The sequence below is a fragment of the Pseudomonas sp. BB438 genome, assembly GCF_057180225.1.
Genome location: NZ_CM170001.1, coordinates 3,842,713 through 3,859,639, shown reverse-complemented (window position 1 = coordinate 3,859,639; position 16,927 = coordinate 3,842,713). Strand labels below are relative to the sequence as shown.

At 66.7% G+C, this 16,927-nt stretch carries 10 protein-coding genes and 1 pseudogene; 4 read left to right on the top strand and 7 right to left on the bottom strand.

Annotated features, from left to right (window positions below; genetic code table 11):
• The first annotated feature begins 108 nt into the window (after positions 1 to 108).
• Together AC1ZV1_RS17645 and AC1ZV1_RS17640 are read left to right on the top strand one after the other, a co-directional pair.
• Entirely contained in the window at positions 109 to 1,359 is a 1,251-nt protein-coding gene (locus tag AC1ZV1_RS17645; RefSeq protein ID WP_484292852.1) for an efflux RND transporter periplasmic adaptor subunit, read from the top strand.
• 12 nt (positions 1,360 to 1,371) lie between these two features.
• On the top strand, positions 1,372 to 4,536 hold the full coding sequence (locus AC1ZV1_RS17640) for a CusA/CzcA family heavy metal efflux RND transporter (RefSeq protein WP_484292851.1): 3,165 nt from the start codon (positions 1,372 to 1,374) through the stop codon (positions 4,534 to 4,536).
• Between the two features lie 69 nt (positions 4,537 to 4,605).
• Here AC1ZV1_RS17640 and AC1ZV1_RS17635 read toward each other — a convergent pair whose 3' ends face one another.
• The 4 genes from AC1ZV1_RS17635 to AC1ZV1_RS17620 all read right to left on the bottom strand — a co-directional run bounded on the left by AC1ZV1_RS17635 (position 4,606) and on the right by AC1ZV1_RS17620 (position 10,263).
• On the bottom strand, positions 4,606 to 7,032 hold the full coding sequence (locus AC1ZV1_RS17635) for a TonB-dependent siderophore receptor (RefSeq protein WP_484292850.1): 2,427 nt from the start codon (positions 7,030 to 7,032) through the stop codon (positions 4,606 to 4,608).
• Between the two features lie 76 nt (positions 7,033 to 7,108).
• On the bottom strand, positions 7,109 to 8,068 hold the full coding sequence (locus AC1ZV1_RS17630) for a FecR family protein (protein ID WP_484292849.1): 960 nt from the start codon (positions 8,066 to 8,068) through the stop codon (positions 7,109 to 7,111).
• Between the two features lie 5 nt (positions 8,069 to 8,073).
• Complete coding sequence (locus tag AC1ZV1_RS17625; protein WP_484292848.1) at positions 8,074 to 8,607, bottom strand: sigma-70 family RNA polymerase sigma factor; 534 nt, start codon at positions 8,605 to 8,607, stop codon at positions 8,074 to 8,076.
• 318 nt (positions 8,608 to 8,925) lie between these two features.
• Positions 8,926 to 10,263 (bottom strand): OprD family porin, encoded by a 1,338-nt coding sequence (locus tag AC1ZV1_RS17620; protein WP_484292847.1) that lies wholly within the window; start codon positions 10,261 to 10,263, stop codon positions 8,926 to 8,928.
• A 252-nt stretch (positions 10,264 to 10,515) separates the two neighbouring features.
• Here AC1ZV1_RS17620 and AC1ZV1_RS17615 point away from each other — a divergent pair.
• Positions 10,516 to 10,860: pseudogene (locus tag AC1ZV1_RS17615) on the top strand (cupin domain-containing protein).
• A 54-nt stretch (positions 10,861 to 10,914) separates the two neighbouring features.
• On the opposite strand, the gene AC1ZV1_RS17610 reads toward AC1ZV1_RS17615, so the two are convergent.
• Complete coding sequence (locus AC1ZV1_RS17610; protein ID WP_484292846.1) at positions 10,915 to 11,607, bottom strand: MgtC/SapB family protein; 693 nt, start codon at positions 11,605 to 11,607, stop codon at positions 10,915 to 10,917.
• 294 nt (positions 11,608 to 11,901) lie between these two features.
• Between AC1ZV1_RS17610 and AC1ZV1_RS17605 the strand changes: the two genes are divergently transcribed.
• The gene (locus tag AC1ZV1_RS17605) at positions 11,902 to 12,210 is read left to right on the top strand and encodes an NIPSNAP family protein (RefSeq protein ID WP_484292845.1); all 309 of its coding nucleotides are present in this window, start codon (positions 11,902 to 11,904) and stop codon (positions 12,208 to 12,210) included.
• 143 nt (positions 12,211 to 12,353) lie between these two features.
• On the opposite strand, the gene AC1ZV1_RS17600 is transcribed toward AC1ZV1_RS17605, so the two are convergent.
• Together AC1ZV1_RS17600 and AC1ZV1_RS17595 are read right to left on the bottom strand one after the other, a co-directional pair.
• On the bottom strand, positions 12,354 to 13,772 hold the full coding sequence (locus AC1ZV1_RS17600) for an efflux transporter outer membrane subunit (protein ID WP_484297583.1): 1,419 nt from the start codon (positions 13,770 to 13,772) through the stop codon (positions 12,354 to 12,356).
• A 5-nt stretch (positions 13,773 to 13,777) separates the two neighbouring features.
• The gene (locus tag AC1ZV1_RS17595) at positions 13,778 to 16,909 is read right to left on the bottom strand and encodes a multidrug efflux RND transporter permease subunit (RefSeq protein WP_484292844.1); all 3,132 of its coding nucleotides are present in this window, start codon (positions 16,907 to 16,909) and stop codon (positions 13,778 to 13,780) included.
• Positions 16,910 to 16,927: the final 18 nt, after the last annotated feature.

Below are 16,927 nucleotides of genomic sequence, written 5' to 3'. Positions count from 1 at the left end.
CGAGAGCCACCCCGTGCATTGGTGCGTCCACGACCTTTTCAGCACCCTTCATTACCTTGCAGTGCCCGCTTTACGGCGTGGCGCCGCCGGATTCTTCCCGGAGCTTCCATGATCAAGAAAACCCCTCTCGCCGCCGCCATGCTGCTGGCCACCGCGCTGGGCGTCAGCGCTTACGCCTGGATGGGCGGCGAACAGGCTGGTGGTGGCCACCTCGACGATGCGACCCACGCTGACGGCGAGCACCACAACAGCACCGCGGCAGTCCGTCATGCCGAAGCGGCAGGTCATGCCGACGGCGAGCACCATGCCGCGCAGGAGACCGAAGCCGAAGCGGAGGGCCTGCACGTGGGCCCAGAACAGATCAAGGCTGCCGGTATCCGGATGGCGACGGCCGGCCCGATGGCGCTGGACGAAGCGTTCAGCTTGCCGGGCGAAATCGGCTTCGACCAGGACCGCACCGCCCACGTCGTGCCGCGCACGCCAGGCGTGGTGGAGTCGGTGGCGGTGGAGCTTGGGCAGAGCGTAAAGAAAGGCGAGCTGCTGGCGGTGATCGCCAGTCAGCAGGTCTCCGAGCTGCGCAGCGAACTGGCCGCCGCGCAGCGCCGGGTGAGCCTGGCGAGCAAGACCTTCGAGCGCGAGCGGGAGCTGTGGCAGGAGAAGATCTCCGCCGAGCAGGATTACCTGCAGGCGCGCCAGGACCTGGAAGAAGCGCGCATCGCTCTGGTCAACGCACAACAGAAGACCAACGCGCTGAGCGGTGTGTCGGCCAGCGTCGGTGGCAATCGCTATGAACTGCGCGCGCCCTTCGACGGTGTGGTGGTGGAGAAGCACCTGGTGCCCGGCGAGGTGGTCAGCGAGACCACGGCCGCCTTCACGCTGTCCGACCTGTCGCGGGTCTGGGCCAGCTTCAGCGTGGCCCCGCAGGACCTCGCGCGGGTGCAGGTGGGCAAGTCGGCGCGGGTGGAGGCGGCGGACCTGGGTATGCAGGTCGAGGGGCGCGTGAGCTACGTCGGCAATCTGCTCGGCGAGCAGACCCGCAGCGCGGTCGCCCGGGTCACCCTGGCCAATCCCGATGGCGCGTGGCGCCCCGGCCTGTTCGTCAATGTGCGGGTGAGCAGCATTGCGCGTCGGGCCGACGTTGTGGTGCCCGAGCAGGCGATCCAGGAGGTCGAGGGCAAGACCAGCGTCTTCGTACGCAGCGCCGAAGGCTTCGATCCGCGCCCGGTCGATCTGGGCGTGCGCAGTGCCGGCCAGGTTGAAGTACTGGCCGGCCTGGCTGCCGGCGACCAGGTGGCGGCCGAAGGCAGCTTCATTCTCAAATCGGAGCTGGGCAAGAGCTCGGCGTCCCACGCGCACTGACGGGGCGAGAGCATGTTCGAACGCATCATTCGTTTCGCCATCGAGCAACGCTATCTCGTGCTGCTCGCCGTGCTGGGTGTGGCGGGCCTTGGCATCGCCAGCTACCAGAAACTGCCCATCGACGCGGTCCCCGACATCACCAATGTGCAGGTGCAGGTCAACACCTCGGCGCCGGGCTTTACCCCGCTGGAGACCGAGCAGCGCGTCACCTACCCGGTGGAGACCGCCATGGCGGGCCTGCCGGGATTGCAGCAGACGCGCTCGATCTCGCGCTCGGGCCTGTCCCAGGTGACGGTGATCTTCAGGGACGGTACGGACCTGTTCTTCGCCCGCCAGTTGGTCAATGAACGTCTGCAACAAGCGCGCGAGCAGTTGCCGGAGGGCGTCGAGTCGGCCATGGGGCCGATTTCCACGGGACTGGGAGAAATCTTCCTGTGGACCATCGAGACCCAGCCGGGCGCGCGCAAGGAGGACGGCAGCGCGTACACGCCGACCGACCTGCGGGTGATCCAGGACTGGGTCATCAAGCCGCAGTTGCGCAACGTGCCCGGTGTCGCCGAGGTGAACACCATCGGCGGCTTCGCCAAGCAATTCCAGGTCGCCCCCGATACCCGCCGGCTGGCGGCCTACGGGTTGACCCTGGCGGACGTGATCGCTGCGCTGGAGCGCAACAACGCCAACGTTGGCGCTGGCTACATCGAGCGCAATGGCGAGCAGTGGCTGGTGCGCGCGCCGGGTCAGGTGGGCAACCTCGACGACATCGCCAATATCGTCGTGGCCAACGTCGATGGCACGCCGATCCGCCTGCGCAACGTCGCCGAGGTCGATCTCGGCCGCGAGCTGCGCACCGGCGCCGCCACCGAGGATGGCCGCGAAGTGGTGCTCGGCACGGTGTTCATGCTGATCGGCGAGAACAGCCGCACGGTCGCCAAGGCCGCCGCCGCCAAGCTGGAAGAGATCAACCGCACGCTGCCGGCCGGGGTGAAGGCGGTGACCGTCTACGACCGCACGCAGCTGGTGGACAAGGCCATCGCCACGGTCAAGCGCAACCTCACCGAGGGCGCGATCCTGGTGATCGCGGTGCTCTTCCTGTTCCTGGGCAACATCCGCGCGGCGCTGATCACCGCCATGGTGATCCCGTTGGCGATGCTGTTCACCTTCACCGGCATGTTCAGCAACCGCATCAGCGCCAACCTGATGAGCCTCGGCGCGCTGGACTTCGGCATCATCGTCGACGGCGCCGTGGTCATCGTCGAGAACGCCATCCGCCGCCTGGCCCACGCGCAACAGCACCATGGCCGCATGCTGACCCGCAGCGAGCGCCTGCACGAAGTCTTCGCCGCGTCGAAGGAGGCGCGCCGCGCGCTGATCTACGGCCAGCTGATCATCATGGTGGTGTACCTGCCGATCTTCGCCCTCACCGGCGTCGAGGGGAAAATGTTCCACCCCATGGCCTTCACCGTGGTGCTGGCGTTGCTGGGCGCGATGATCCTCTCGGTGACCTTCGTCCCGGCGGCCATCGCGCTGTTCATCACCGGCAAGGTCAAGGAAGAGGAAAACCTGCTCATGCGCGGTGCGCGCCGCGCCTACGAGCCCGTGCTGGACTGGGTCATGGCGCGCCGCGCGCTGGTGTTCGCCGGCGCCGCCGTGCTGGTGGTGCTCTCGGGTCTGCTGGCCAGGGGCATGGGCAGCGAGTTCGTGCCCAGCCTGGGCGAGGGCGACTTCGCCCTGCAATCGCTGCGCACGCCGGGCACCAGCCTGTCGCAGTCGGTGGTCATGCAGGAAAAGCTCGAGCGCCAGGTGCTCGACAAGGTCCCCGAGGTGCAGCGCATGTTCAGCCGTACCGGCACTGCGGAAATCGCCTCCGACCCGATGCCGCCGAACATCTCCGACGCCTACGTGATGCTCAAGCCCAAGGACCAGTGGCCCGACCCGAAGAAGAGCCGCGCGCAGCTGGAGGCGGAAATCCAGGAGGCCGCCAATGGCGTGCCGGGCAGTGCCTACGAGCTGTCCCAGCCGATCCAGCTGCGTTTCAACGAGCTGATTTCCGGGGTGCGCAGCGACGTGGCGGTGAAGGTCTTCGGTGATGACATGGACGTCCTGAACCAGACCGCCGAACAGATCGCCGGCGTGCTGCGTCAGGTGCAGGGATCGTCCGAGGTGAAGGTCGAGCAGACCAGCGGCCTGCCGGTGCTCACCGTCAACATCGACCGCCAGCGCGCGGCGCGCTACGGGCTGAATGTCGGCGACATCCAGGACAACGTCGCCGTGGCCATCGGCGGCCGCGAGGCGGGTACGCTGTTCGACGGCGACCGCCGCTTCGACCTGATCGTGCGCCTGCCGGAAAACCTGCGCAGCGACATCGACGCCCTGTCGCGCATGCTCATCCCGGTGCCGGCCCCGGCCAACGCCACGGACTCGCGCATCGGCTTCATCACCCTGGGCGAGGTGGCCCGGCTGGAGCTGGTGCAGGGCCCCAACCAGGTCAGCCGCGAGAACGGCAAGCGCCTGGTGGTGGTCAGCGCCAACGTACGGGGACGCGATATCGGCTCCTTCGTCTCCGAGGCCAGTCGCAATATCGAACAGCAGGTGAAGCTGCAGGCCGGCTATTGGACGACCTGGGGCGGCCAGTTCGAACAGTTGCAGTCGGCGGCGCAACGCCTGCAGGTCGTGGTGCCGGTGGCGCTGCTGCTGGTGTTCACCTTGCTGCTGATGATGTTCAACAACGTCCGTGACGGCCTGGTGGTGTTCACCGGGATTCCCTTTGCTCTTACCGGCGGCGTGGTGGCGTTGTGGCTGCGGGACATCCCGCTGTCGATTTCCGCCGGCGTCGGCTTCATCGCACTGTCAGGTGTGGCCGTACTCAACGGTCTGGTGATGATCTCCTTCATCCGCAGTCTGCGCGAGGAAGGGCGAGGTCTGGACCAAGCGATCCGTGAGGGCGCGCTGACCCGCTTGCGCCCGGTGCTGATGACCGCGCTGGTGGCTTCGCTGGGCTTCGTGCCGATGGCCCTGGCGACCGGTACGGGCGCCGAGGTCCAGCGGCCGCTGGCGACCGTGGTGATTGGCGGCATCCTGTCCTCGACCACCCTGACGCTGCTGGTGCTGCCGGCGTTGTATCGGTGGATCCACCGGCGGGAGGAGGGTGCAGAGGAGGATGCGAACGGTCGTCGGTAAGTAACGCGAGAAGCCCGGGGCGGGGGATGGACATCACCCGCCTCGACTCTGGTTGTGCGTGTTGCTCTTTTACCAGTCGTAGGTCATTTCCAGCGAAGCCACGCGCTCCTGGCCGTAGTAGCAGCCGAAGGCGTAGTTGCAGTCGGAGACATAGTCGCGGTCGAAGAGGTTCTGCACGTTCAGGCGCGCCTGCAGCCCGTCCATGCTCGGCGCAAGCCGGCTGAAGTCGTAGCTGACGGTGGTGTCGTAGACGACGTAGGCGGGGGTGTGGAAGCTGTTTGCCGTATCACCCGGCTTGCGGCCGGTGTAACGCGCGCCGACTCCCCAGGTCAGCCCATCAACGGTCGCCTGGCTGAAGTGGTAGTCCACCCACGCCGTGGCCGAGACCGGCGCCTGGGCCTCGCTGCGGTTGTCCTGGTTGCCGTAGGTCTCCTTGGTATAGAACGAGTCGATGTAGGTCGCCGCGGCCAGTACGTCGAACTGCTCGATGCTTGACTTGAGCTCCAGTTCGACGCCGCGCGAACGTACCTCGCCGGACTGGCTCTCGTACTGCGGATAGTCGACGTCGCCGGTGAGCACGTTCTTCTGCTTGATCTGGAACACCGCCGCGGTCAGCAGGGTCTTGTCGAATGGCTGGTACTTCACACCCACTTCGTACTGCTCACCCTCGGTGGGCTTGAAGGCATCGCCGCCGCGTTCCGGCGCGGCAGTGCCCACCGTCGGCAGGAAGGACTCGGAGTAGCTGATGTAGGGCGCCAGGCCGAAGTCGGTGACGTAGGTCAGGCCGATGCGGCCGGTGAACTTGTTGTCGCGCTGCTCGGTGATGGTGCGCGCGAGCAGGTCCTTGTTCTCGACTTCGGCCCAGTCCTGGCGACCGCCGATGGTGAGGATCCATTGGTCCAGCTTGATCTGGTCCTGCAGGTAGAGGCCGGTCTGGCGAAGGGTGTTATCCCACTGGGTGGTCAGCTCCGGGCGCACGCCGCTGGTGTCGCCGTTGTTCTTCCCATAGAGATTCACCGGCTCGGCGTTGTAGGCGTTGTAGCCGTCGTACTTGCGATTGAAGTGCCGGTAGTCGACGCCCGCCAGCGTGGTGTGCTGCAAGGCGCCGGTCTGGAAGCGGTATTCCAGGTTGTTGTCGAGGGTGTAGGCGCTGTTGTGCTGGCGCCAGTCCACCTTGGTCCGGTTGGCGCGGGTGTAGTCGGTGACGCCGTTGGCGTCGGTGACGAAACTGCGCAGGTAGAAGCCCCGGTAACGGTCGTCCACGTCGGTGTAGCGCGCGGTGGAACGGTACTGCAGGTCTTCGTTGAAGCGGTGGCTGACGTCGTAGCCGAGGATGTACTGGTCGCGCTTGTAGTCGTTGTAGCGCGAGTCACCGGAGAAGAAATCGCGGTCGATGCGCTGGCCGGTCGGCCCGCGCACCAGGCTGCCGATGCGCGGCAGCGACTGGTAGTCCTCGGCCCCATCGTCACGCTGGACCTGGGCGAGCAGGGTCAGGGCGGTGTCTTCGGTTGGCGCCCAGGTCAGGCTGGGCGCCAGCAGCGTGCGCTCGCTGTGGGTGTGGTCGACCTGTTCGTTGCCTTTCTTGGCGACGCCCACGACACGGTAGGACAGGGTCTTCTGCTCATCCAGCGGGCCGCTGGTATCGATCGCGCCGTTGACCCGGTGGTAGCTGCCCAGGCCGAACCTGACCTGGCTGCGCTGCTCGGTGGTGGGGCGCTTGGAGACCATGTTGACCAGCCCGCCCGGCTGGTTCTGGCCGTACAGCACCGAAGATGGCCCCTTGAGCACCTCGACGCGCTCCAGCGTGTAGGGATCGATCTGCGGCGCACCGCCCAGGCTGCCGGCGTAGGGCAAATACGCGCCGTCCAGGTACAGCGGCGTCGGAGCAAAGCCACGGCTGGTGATTTCGTCGGCGATGGAATTGCGGTCGGTGTAGCCGTTGACGCCCAGGCCGGGGGTGTAGCGCAGCGCCTGGGTCAGGTTCTGCGCGCCCTGGGCCTGGATCTGGTCGGCGGTGATCACGTTGATGGTCTGCGGGACTTCGAGGATCGGCGTGTCGGTCTTGGTGGCGGTGCCGGTGCGGCTCGCCACATAGCCCTTGACCGGGCCCCAGGCCGACTCCGGGTTGGCGCCATTGATCGTGGTGGGCGACATCTCCAGCGCCTCATCGGCCGGAGCCAGCACGTATCCATCGGCGACTGCCTGGGCTTGCAGGCCGCTGCCGCGCAGCAGGCGAGCGAAGCCGTCCTCCAGCGCGTAACTGCCCTGCAGCGCTGGCGCCTGAAGGCCGCGAACCTGGCCGGCGTCGAAGGACAGCGCCACGCCCGCCTGGCTGGCGTAGCGATTCAGGGCGTTGCCCAGGGGGCCGGCGGGAATGTCGAAGCGGTGGCCATCGGCCTGGGCTGTCGGCGAGAGCGCGGGCAGGCCCAGGGAGGTGGCCAGGCCCAGCTGCAGGGCCAGTGCCAGCGGAGAGAGACGACGCGAAGAACGGTTCATGTGGGTTCCTGTCAGGTTGGCGTATGTCATTCAGGACGGGCCACTCAGCCAAACTGGAACCGACGATGAAAAATAATTACTCGCGACGATTTGCCCGGCTCACCTGCAGAAGCCACGGGCCATAGGACGTGACCTGCAGCGGGAAGCTGCGCGCCAGCAAACGCAGCGCGCGTTGCGGATCGTCCATCGGCAACACCGCGGAAACCCTGAGGTCTGCCAGCGTGCTGGCGTCGTATGCCAGGTGCCCGTTGAAATTGCGGTCCAGCTCCTTGAGCACGTCGTGCAGGGGGCGGTCCCACACCACCCACTGATGGTTGCGCCAGGATTGCTCGAAGGTGCTGCTGTCCACCCGCTCCGGCTTGCCGAGTCCCTGGTCGTCCAGGCGCAGGCGCTGGCCGGCTGCTACTTCCACCGTGGCGCCGGAGATACTGCGCACCTCGACGCGGGATTCGAGCATGGTCAGCCAGGTAGCGTCGTCACGGCGCTCGACGATGAAGCGCGTGCCCAGGGCGCGGATGCTGCCGTGGGTGGTCTCGACGATGAAGGGGCGAGTGCTGTCGTGGGCCACGTCCACCAGGATGTCGCCCTGGATCAGGCGGAGGGTGCGGCGCCGGGCGTTGAAGTCGAGGTCTGCCGCCGAGCGTCCGTCGAGGATGACCCGGCTGCCGTCGCCGAGACGGGTTTCCTGCCATTGGTTGTTACCGGTACGAAGATCGGCGAGCAGATAGGCCGGCGGATTGGCGCGCAGGAACATTCCCAGCGGCAGCAGCGCTGCCAGCGCCACGGCCAGCGCTACACGCCCCGCGCGACGATTGCGCCGCTGCTCATCGAGACCCTGCGCAGCCTCCAGCGCCGCATGGGCAGGTACTGCGCTGAGTCCCTTGAAGCGCTGCAGCATGCCGGTCAGGCTGCGCGCCGCTGCTGCATGACGCGGGTCACTGGCGCACCAGGCGTCGAATTCCGCCTGTCGCTGCGGCTCGTCGTCCAGGCGAACCAGCCATTCGGCCGCTTCGTTCAGCAGCGCTTCGTCACGCATGGCGGTCAAACCCCACCCAACTGACGGTGGCAATGCAGCAGCCCCTGGACCAGGTATTTCTGCACCATGCGGGTTGAGACGCCGAGCCGCTCCGCGATCCGCTCGTGAGGCAGGCCGTCAATATGACGTAGCAGGAACGCCATGCGCGCCTTGGTCGTGAGCCCGAGCAGCGCCTGGGCAATCTGTTCCAGAGCATCGATGGCGTCGGCAACCTGCTCGGCGGAAGGATAACCGCCGCCGTCGTCCGCCATGCGGGCCAGTTCGTCCAGGTAGGCCTGCTCGATGGCCTGGCGGCGGGCGCGATCGATAAGCAAACGCCGGGCGATGGTGCTGATGAAGGCGCGCGGCTCCTGCAGGCCCAGCAGGTCGCGGGACGCCAGTATGCGCACGAAGGTGTCATGCGCCAGGTCGGCGGCGTTCTGCGGACAACCCAGGCGCTTGCGCAACCAGCCCTTGAGCCAGCCGTTGTGCTCTCGATAAAGCTGGTCGACGGTGTCATGGGCAAGGAGTGACGGAGAGGGCGGTGGTGCGCTATTCATGATTATGATTGGCAATTGCGAACAGTTCGCAATATAGGCGCCGCTTCATGTCACGGCAAGCCCTGTTGGGCGTCGCGGACACGTTTGCGCCCTGCCGCCTGGCCAGTCCTGAAACAAAAAAAGGCGCCCGTACGGGCGCCGAGGGTTCCTCTTCCTCCAAAGGGGCACGTGGAGCGCCAGGAAGCGGAGCAGTCTTGCGGGGAAATCATCACCGTTTGCCTTGGGGGGCGGTGATGCCTTCCGTTATACGCAGGAGCGTCTAACGGGAGGCTGAGGCGAAGCTGACAATTCCGTCATCCGCTCACCAGGCGCTGACCATCAGAGAATCGCCAGCGGGTATTCGACGATCAGCCGAACCTCATCCAGGTCCGATTCGAAGGCGGTGGCGCGGGTCGTTGCCTGGCGCACGCGCAGGGACAGGTCCTTGAGCTGGCCCTCCTGGAACACGTACCTGGCCTCGATATCGCGCTCCCAGCGCTTCTGGTCCGTGAGTGGATCGCCGTTGCCATCCGTGCGCATGTAGACGGCGTTGGCGTTGGAGTAGTCGGCGTCGGTACCGCGGGCGTACCGGGTCATGAAAGTCAGTCCCGGAACGCCATAGGTCGCCAGGTCGAGGTCGTAGCGGACCATCCAGGAGCGCTCCTTCGGTGAGTTGAAGTCGCTGTACTGGATGGAGTTGTCCAGGTAGATCGAGTCGGCCTGGCGCAGGTAGTCGAAGTCGTTGTTGCCGTTGTTGCGCTGGTGGCTGACAGCGATGCGGTGGGCGCCGACGTGCACGCCGGCGCTGGCGCTCCAGATGTTGGTGTTGAACTCGCCGAGCAACTCGCGTCCCTCGTCCTGCGACTTGTAGTAGTTGAAGCCACCGAACAGTTCCACGGCTTCGGTGATCGGGACGTTCAATGCGGTGCCGACGTAGTACTGGTTCCACGCGTCCTTCAGGCGGCTGCTGTAGAGGCTGACGCTGGCGTTGTCGTTGATGGCGTAGTCACCGCCGCCATAGGCCAGCCAGGACGAGTCCACCGGGCCTGCGTAGAAGGTGGCGAAGCCGTCGTCCATCTGCCGCGACTGCGGCTGGCTCATGGCGTGCAAGCGTCCGCCTTGCAGTGTCAGGCCTTCGAGACTGGTGTTCTGCAGGGTGAAGCCACGGAAGGATTCGGGCAGCAGGCGCGAGTCGCCGTAATGCACCACGGGGGTTTCCGGGAAGACGTCGCCGGCTTTCAGCACGGTGTCCCACAGGCGCACCTTGGCCGCGCCGCCGGCCTTGGTGTAGTCGCTCTCGGCGCGGCCGTCGTTGTCGGTGGGCAGCACGTCCACCGAGCTGCCGGCGCCGTTGCGACCGTCGCCGGTGTCGAGCTGGAGTCCGACCATGGCAAAGGCGTCAACACCTGCGCCGACCGTGCCCTGGGTGAAGCCGGATTCGAACTTGCCGATGATTCCGTGAGCCCAGATTTCCGAGTAGCCGTTGCCGCGCGGCGGCACGGACTGGCCGTGGCGGGCGTCGCGGTTGAAGTAGAGGTTGCGGTTGAGGATTTCCAGGCTGGCGCCTTCGAGGAAGCCTTCGGCCGTCTCTTCGGGTTTCGCCTCGGCCTGGACGGTCGGCGAAGCGACCCCCAGCGCCAGCAGCGATGCCGCCAGCGGGAACTTGTGTCGGTACATGATGTGCTCCTAAGGGCAGGATGGTCGGTTACCGCCTGCTGTTGTTGTTTTCGCCCAGGCGTGGCGAGGGCCTCGGGCATCGTGTGGGAGCGCGGATAACGGCGGCGTGAGCGGGGGATGACAAATCTGTCAGGAGACGGGTGAGAGGTGGCCTGCAGCGCTGGCAGACATAGCGATGTCGAATCCAGGCAACTTGCTGCAGCGACTCGTGGCTATGGTGGCGGACCTTTACTGCAACGACCTGGAGCTGTCATGTCCGATTTCATCACCGTGCTGCGCGACACCTGCCCGACGCCCGTGCTGGACTCCACCAAGTGGAAGCGCATCGGCGGCGATCCGCACACCGTCAACCTCAATGCCTACCTGTCGGCGGACGGCAGCAAGATCATGGGCACCTGAATCTGCACTCCCGGCACGTTCGAGGTGAACTACGAGAAGTGGGAGTACTGCCATTTCCTCGACGGCTACTGCGTCATCACCCCGGAAGGTGAGCCGCCGGTCCACCTGCGCGCCGGCGATGTGTTCGTCATCGAGCCGGGCATGAAGGGCACCTGGGAAGTGGTCGAGACGGTGCGCAAGTACTTCGTCTTCGCCTGACCCCAGGCCGATGAAAAAGGGAGCCTCCAGGCTCCCTTTTTCACGCCGCAATGCCTACTGCGGCCCGTCGCTGACGGACCAGCTGGCCGCCGATACGTAAGGCGCCAGGGCCAGTTCGCCGACCAGGGACTCCAGCAGGCTGTCCTTGTCGCTGGGGGCCAGCACCAGGGCGGCCACTTCCACCTCGCCGCCGGTCTTGCGCGCGTGGCTTTCCAGACTCTGCAGGGCGAGGCCGTTGGCGCTGAGTCGGCGCAACAGGGTGGAGCGCACCAGGGCTTCCTGGTGGGCGTCGGTGACGGCCTCGACGGTGTAGTAGCGCTCGACGCTTGGCTCGATGGGCGCATGGCGCTGGATCCAGCGGGTCACCGAAGGCAGGGTGAGGTTGCACAGCACGATCAGCAGGGTGGCGACCAGCGCCGCGGCGAGGAAGCCGCTGCCCGCCAGGACGCCCACCGCGCCGGTACACCAGACCGTGGCGGCGGTGCTCAGGCCGCGCACGCTGAGGCCGTCGCGCATGATCACGCCGGCACCGAGGAAGCCGATGCCGGTGACCACCTGGGCGGACATCCGCACCACCTGGTCCTCTGCGCCCATGAGGAACGGCAGGGTGGCGAAGGTGGCCGCACCGAGCGCGACCAGGCCGTGGGTGGCGACGCCGGTGAAGCGCTGGCGCCACTGCCGCTCCATGCCGATCAATGCGCCAAAGCAGAGCGCTGCGAAGAGGTCGAGGACGATATCGAAGTACATGCCTTTGTGCTCCGCGCCGGTCTTGCGCCGGCGCTTGTGAAAAGGGGCTTCATGCCCCGTGGGGATGAGCGTGATGCGGCCAGTCTACCGGGCTGGCGGCCGATGCGGCTGATATACGGCAGAACGCTGTGTCCGCGCCGTTGCTCCAGCGCTGCCTGTAGAAGCGGGCCATGCTCAGAACTGCGCAGATGGCGCGCGCCTGCACGAGCGTCCGCACCAGGTCGAATCCCTGTACCGATGACCGGCTTTGCCCGGTACAGTGTTGGCCCCTTTCACCGGAAGAGAGATGGCGAGATGGTCACCTGTTACCTGCGCTACGTGCTGGACCCCTACAAGCTCAAGGAATTCGAACACTACGGTCGGTTGTGGATCCCGCTGGTGGAGCGCTTCGGCGGTCAGCACCATGGCTACTTCCTGCCTTCGGAAGGCGCCAGCAATATTGCCCTGGCGATGTTCACCTTTCCCAGCCTGGCCGACTACGAACGCTACCGGCAGCAGTCCATGGACGATCCCGAGTGCCAGGCTGCGTTCCGCTATGCCGAAGAAACCCGCTGCATCATCAGCTACGAGCGCAGCTTCTTCCGGCCGGTGTTTGGCGGCTGATCAGCCGCTGCAGCGAAGCTGTCCGTCACGCCGCGGCACTCCTGCAGGCGCGCGCCATGCGCGCGATCGCGGGTACGGGGTCAATCGGCAGGGCGTAGAGCGGATAACGCCTCTGGCGTTATCCGCCGTTGCAGAGTTTCGGATCAGCGACGCGCCGTGACGTCGCTGCTCCAGCCGCCGCCGAGGGCGCGGAACAGGTCCACCAGGGCGATCTGCCGCTGGGTGCTGGTCTCGATATAGGCCGACTCGTTGACGAAGTTGCTGCGCTGCGCGTCGAGGTAGCGCAGGTGGCTGTCCACGCCGCCCTCGTAGCGTGCCTTGGCCAGCTTCAGGGTTTCGTTGGTGGTGTTGGCCAGGGCCCGGCGAGCAGCTTCCTCACGGCGCAGGGTGTCGGTCGCTGCGAGCGCGTCGGCCACTTCCCGGAACGCCGTCTGGATGGTGCCTTCATAGGCGGCCACCGCCGAGTCCTTGCGCACCTTGGCCAGGTCCAGGTTGGCGCTGTTGCGGCCGGCATCGAAGATCGGCAGCGACAGCGTCGGCACGAAGCTCCACGAGCGTGAGCCGCCGTCGAACAGGCCGGACATTTCCGCGCTGGACGTGCCGAAGCTGCCGGTCAGGCTGATGCGCGGGAAGAACGCGGCGCGGGCCGCGCCGATGTCGGCGTTGCGCGCCTTGAGCAGGTGCTCGGCGGCGAGGATGTCCGGGCGCCGCTCGATCAGCTCGGACGGGGTGCCTGGCGCGATGTCCTGGATCAGCATGGGCTTGTCCTGCGGCACCTGCGGGATGCGCTTGGCCGCGTCGGCGGTGCCGAGCAGCAGCACCAGGGCGTTGAGTGCCTGCTGCTTCTGCCGGGCATTGCTTTCCAGTTCCGCGCGGGACTGTTCGACCAGCCCCAGGGCTTCCTGGTAGTCCAGCGCGGTAGCCGCGCCGGCGCTACGCCGCTGGCTGATCAGCCCCAGCGAATCCTCGCGGCTCGCCAGGGTCTGCTCGGTGAGCAGCAGGCGGCGCTGGGCGCCGTCGTAGGTGAGATAGGCCTGGCTGACCTCGGCGATCAGCGCGATGCGTGCGCTGCGGCCGGCTTCCTCGGTGGAGAGGTACTGCTCCAGCGCAGCGTCGGTCAGGCTCTTCACCCGGCCGAACAGGTCCAGCTCGTACTCGGGCAGCGCCAGGCCGACCTGGTAACTGCTGCTCACCGCCGAACGGCCGCTGCTGGACAGGTCCGCCGGCAGCCGCTGGCGATTGCCGTTGGCGCTGCCGCTCAGGCCGGGCACGCGGTCGGCGCGCTGGATGCGGTACTGCGCGCGAGCCTGTTCGATGTCCAGCAGGGTCTGGCGCAGCGAGCGGTTGTTGTCCAGCGCGACGTTCACCAGGTCGCGCAGTTCGCTGTCGACAATGAAGGTCTGCCAGTCCAGGTTGCTGGCCGCGGTATCGGGCTGGGCGGCGGGGCCGCTCCAGCTCTGCGCCACTGGCGCCTCGGGGCGCTCGTAGGTGGGGGCCATGGAGCATCCGGCCAGGACCATCGCCAGCAGCAGGCTGCTGACGGTAAAGGCGGGTGTGCGCAGGGTGGTCATTGCGCGGCCTCCGAGGGTTGATGCGCAGGTTTGGGCTGGCGACGCAGCAGCGACAGCAGCCAGACAAAGCAGATGGGCACGAAGATCACCCCGAGCAGCGTGGCGCTGAGCATCCCGCCGATCACTCCGGTGCCGATGGCGCGCTGGCTGGCGGCGCCGGCTCCGCTGGCGACCACCAGCGGCACCACGCCGAGGATGAAGGCCATGGAGGTCATGATGATCGGCCGGAAGCGCAGGCGCGCGGCCTGGATTGCAGCGTCACGCAGGCTGTGTCCCTGCTCCCAGAGCTCCTTGGCGAACTCGACGATGAGGATCGCGTTCTTCGCCGCCAGGCCGATGATGGTGATCAGGCCGACCTTGAAGTAGACGTCGTTGGGCAGCCCGGTGACCGTCACCGCCAGCACCGCGCCCAGCGCGCCGATGGGCACGATGAGCATCACCGACAGCGGGATCGCCCAGCTCTCGTAGAGCGCCACGAGCAGCAGGAACACCACCAGGATCGCCAGGGCGAACAACTGGGTGGCCTGGCCGCTGGCGACCTTTTCCTGGTAGGAGAGCCCGGTCCACTCGTAGCCGATGCCGGCCGGTAGCTCGCCTACCAGGCGCTGCATCTCGGCCATGGCTTCGCCGGTGCTGATGCCGGGGGCGGCGTCGCCGGAGATGCGGATCGACGGGTAGCCGTTGTAGCGAGCCAGCTGCACCGGGCCTTCTTCCCAGCGGGTGCTGACGAAGGCGGACAGTGGTACCAGTTCGCCGGCGCTGTTGGGCACATAGAGCTTGAGCACGGCTTCCGGCGTCATCCGGTCGCCCTGTTCGGCCTGCACCACCACGCGTTGCTGGCGACCGGCGTTGGCGAAGTCGTTGATCACCGAGGAGCCGAACGCGGTGGACAGCGCGCTGCTGATGGACTCGAAACCGACGCCCAGGGTGCGCGCCTTCTCGCGGTCGATCTCCAGGCGCAGCTGGGGTGCCTCGGCGAGGCCTTCCATCATGGCGTAGAGGATCTTCGGGTTGCCGTTGGCCTGGCCGAGCAACTGGTCGCGGGCCGCTAGCAGTGCCTTGCGGCCGAGTCCGGCGCGGTCCTGCAGGCGCAGCGAGAAGCCACCGGAGTTACCCAGGCCATCGATCGGCGGCGGGGTGACGGCCATGATCGCGCCGTCGCTGACGCCGGCGAAGCGTTCGTTGATCGCGGCGGTTTCCGCCTCGGCGGACTGCGATTTGTCGCGCACGGACCAGTCCTTCAGGGTTGGGAAGGCCAGCGCGGCGTTCTCGCCCATGCCGGAGAAGCTGAAGCCCATCACCAGGAAGGAGGAGGCCACCGCCTCGCGGGACTTCAGGAACTGCTCCAGCTCCTGGCCAGTGACGTCGGCGCGCGCACGGGTGGCGCCCGGTGGAAGCTGGATGTCGACGATCATGTAGCCCTGGTCTTCCACCGGCACGAAGGATTCCGGCAGGCGCAGGTAGCTGTAGCCGAGCAGGGCGACGATGCCGGCGTAGATCAGCATGTAGCGCCCGGCGCGTTTCACCAGCGCCGTGTTGAGCAGGGTGTAGCGCTCGGTCAGGCGGTTGAAGCCGCGGTTGAAGGCGCCGAAGAAACCGCGCTTCTCGTGGTGACCTTCCGGGATCGGCTTGAGCAGGGTTGCACACAGCGCCGGGGTGAAGGTCAGGGCGAGGAAGCCGGAGAATAGGATCGACACCGCCAGCGACAGGGAGAACTGCTGGTAGATCACACCCACGGAGCCGGCCATGAACGCCAGCGGCATGAACACCGCCGACAGCACCAGGGTGATGCCGATGATGGCGCCGGAGACCTGGCCCATCGCCTTGACCGTGGCCGCGGCGGGGGAGAGGCCTTCCTCGGCCATGATCCGTTCGACGTTCTCCACCACCACGATGGCATCGTCCACCAGGATGCCGATGGCGAGCACCATGCCGAACATGGTCATCATGTTCACCGAGAAGCCCAGCAGGTACATCATCGTCAGCGTGCCCAGCAGGCACACCGGCACCACGATGGCCGGGATCAGGGTGTAGCGCACGTTCTGCAGGAACAGGAACATCACCAGGAACACCAGCACCATGGCTTCGATCAGGGTGTGGATCACTTTCTCGATGGCCACGTCGACGAAGCGCGAGGTGTCGTACGGCACCGAGTACTCGACGTCGTCGGGGAAGTTCACCGACAGCTCCGCCAGGCGCTCTTTCACCAGCGCTGCGGTCTGCAGGGCGTTGGCGCCGGGGGAGAGCTGGATGGCGCCGGCCACGGTGGGCTTGCCGTCCAGGCGGGCGGTGAAGTTGTAGCTTTCGCTGCCCACTTCCAGGTGCGCGACGTCGGCCAGCTTGACGGTGGAACCGTCCGGGTTGGCGCGCAGGACGATACGGCCGAACTCCGCCGGGTCGTCCAGGGTGCCTTTCACGGCGAGGGTGGCGGTCAGCTCCTGCTCGGTGCTGCCGGGGGAGGCGCCGAAGCTGCCGGCCGGCACCTGCACGTTCTGCCCGCGAATGGCGTTGCCCACGTCATCGATGGACAGGCCGTAGCCGACCAGCTTCTGCGGGTCGATCCACACGCGCATGGCGGCTTCGGAGGAGAAGAACTGCAGCTTGCCGACGCCCTGTACGCGGCGCAGCTCGTTGTTGATGTTGCGCGCGGCGTAGTCGCCCAGGGCCGTGGTGTCGGTGCGCGCGGAGCCTTCCTTGTAGTTGAGCGCGTAGATCAGCAGGAAGCCGGCGCTGGTCTGCTCGACCTCCAGGCCCTGCGTCAGCACGGCCTGGGGCATGCGCGCCTCGGCCTTTTTCAGGCGGTTCTGCACGTCGACCTGGGCCAGCTCCGGGTTGGTGCCGGGCTGGAAGGTGACCACCACTTCGGCCATGCCGTTGGAGTTGCTGGTGGATTCGAAGTAGAGCAGGCCCTTGGCGCCATTGAGCTCCTCCTCGATCACGCTGGTGACCGAGTCCACCAGCACCTGCGCCGAGGCGCCGGGGTAGGTGGCGGTGACGGTGATCTGCGGCGGCGCCACGCTGGGGTACTGGGCCACCGGCAGCAGCGGGATGGCCAGCAGGCCAGCCAGGGAAATGAACAGCGCCACCACCCACGCGAAGTTGGGGCGCTTGATGAAGAACAGTGACATAAGAAATTCCTCGCGGCG